Annotated in this window: 1 protein-coding gene and 1 pseudogene; one reads left to right on the plus strand and one right to left on the minus strand. The window is 65.4% G+C overall.

What is annotated here, in order from left to right; translation table 11 throughout:
- Positions 1-138: pseudogene (locus EOC06_RS44510) on the minus strand (nucleoside deaminase); the annotation flags it as partial.
- A 281-nt stretch (positions 139-419) separates the two neighbouring features.
- On the opposite strand from EOC06_RS44510, the gene EOC06_RS36465 reads away from it, so the two are divergent.
- Positions 420-2011 (plus strand): pseudouridine synthase (locus tag EOC06_RS36465; RefSeq protein WP_128310060.1); only part of this gene is annotated, 1592 nt, incomplete at its 3' end.

Here is a 2011-nt window from a genome sequence, read left to right on the forward strand (position 1 = left end):
AAGTTCGCGTGTGCGGTTGCCGGCGCTGGCGACAACACCAGCGCCATTGGCGATGACGGCGCCGACCGGCACTTCGCCTCGCAAGGCGGCAGCCTCGGCCTCCTTCAGCGCCAGCGCCATGAAATCGGGCCGCTTCACGCGATTTCCACTCCGATTATCTCCTCGCCACCTGACGGAGCAAGTTCGTTTCGAATGAACCGCACTTGCTCCAGGCTTTTGATTTTCGTTTGTCTTTTTGGAAAAACCGGTCTCCACTTTTCCCTGACAAACTTCAGTGATCCTGTTATTGAGCGCAGGACCTCGAAAATCGGGACTCGGTTTTCGAAAATGATCATGCGCCACATCAAAAGTGCTACAGCGTTCGTTGCGCGCCCGAAAGGATGCGCCACGCTGTAGCAGCGCAAACGGATAAAGGCCACATGGACGACAACGACAAGAAATTCCGACCCAGGAAGGGTCCGGCCAAGAGTGGGCCGAAAGCCGCGGGACCGCGCAGCCGTGATGGCGCCGCGGGCAAGGGCGGCAAGCCGTCCTTTGGCGCCAAGAAACCTTACGCACCGCGTGGCGATCGGCCGATGGCTGCCGATGGCGAGCGGCCGAAGCGCGATTTCAAGGGCGGCGACAAGCCTTTCAGCAAAGGCCCGCGTCCCGAAGGCAAGTCTTTTGAGAAGCGCGAAGGGCCGCGCAAGCCCTACGCACCGCGCGGCGACCGCCCGATGGCCGCCGAGGGTGAGCGCAAACCGTATGAGAAGCGCGAAGGACCACGCAAGCCTTATGCGCCACGTGGCGACCGTCCAGTGGCCGCTGAGGGCGAGCGCAAGCCCTATGAAAAGCGCGAGGGGCCACGCAAACCCTACGCACCGCGTGGCGACCGCCCGGTGGCGGCCGAAGGCGAGCGCAAGCCATATGAAAAGCGCGAAGGGCCGCGCAAGCCTTATGCGCCACGTGGCGACCGGCCAATGGCCGCCGAAGGCGAGCGCAAGCCCTATGAAAAGCGCGAAGGACCGCGCAAGCCCTACGCACCGCGGGGCGACCGGCCGGCTGCGGCGGCAGCGGGCGGCGAAAAGCGTTTCGACCGTCCCAAGCGTGATTTCGGTGACCGCGCGCCGCGCGACGCTGGCGATAGACCGAAGCGTGACTTCGTCGACCGCCCCAAGCGGGATTTCAACGATCGGCCGCAAGGCGCGTCAGGCGGCAGCTTCAAGCCACGCCCGCGTCCCGCCGAGGGCGCGGAAGAGGCAGGCGAGCGCATCGCCAAGCGGCTGGCCCGCGCCGGCCTGGCCTCGCGCCGCGATGCCGAGGAGCTGATCGCCGCCGGCCGCGTCAAGGTCAATGGCCGCGCCCTGACTTCGCCGGCCTTCAACGTCATGCCTGATGACATCATCCATCTCGACGGCATGGAAATCCCGCCGATCGAGCGCACCCGGCTGTTCCTGTTCCACAAGCCGGCCGGCGTCGTCACCACCAACCGCGATCCCGAGGGCCGCAAGACCGTCTTCGACGTGCTGCCGGCTGAATTGCCGCGGCTGATGACCATCGGCCGGCTCGACATCAACACCGAAGGCCTGCTGCTGCTCACCAATGATGGCGGCCTGTCGCGCGTGCTCGAACTGCCGGCCACCGGCTGGCTGCGCCGCTACCGCGTGCGCGTCCACGGCAAGGTCGAGGAAAGCGCGCTTGCCGGCCTGCGTGAAGGCATTGCCGTCGACGGCGTGTTCTACGGTGCCATCGAAGCGACGCTCGACCGCGAGCAAGGCACCAATGCCTGGCTGACGATCGGCCTGCGCGAGGGCAAGAACCGCGAAGTCAGAAACATTCTCGGCTCGCTCGGCCTAGACGTGACGCGGCTGATACGCATCTCCTACGGGCCGTTCCAACTCGATGACCTCGCCGAGGGCCATGTGCTGGAGATCAAGGGGCGCGTGCTGCGTGACCAGCTCGGCGAGCGCCTGGTCGAGGAATCCGGCGCCAATTTCGACGCCGATGTCACCAAGCCGTTTTCCAACAAACC

The sequence above is a fragment of the Mesorhizobium sp. M7A.F.Ca.MR.362.00.0.0 genome (assembly GCF_004023175.1).
Taxonomy (GTDB): domain Bacteria; phylum Pseudomonadota; class Alphaproteobacteria; order Rhizobiales; family Rhizobiaceae; genus Mesorhizobium.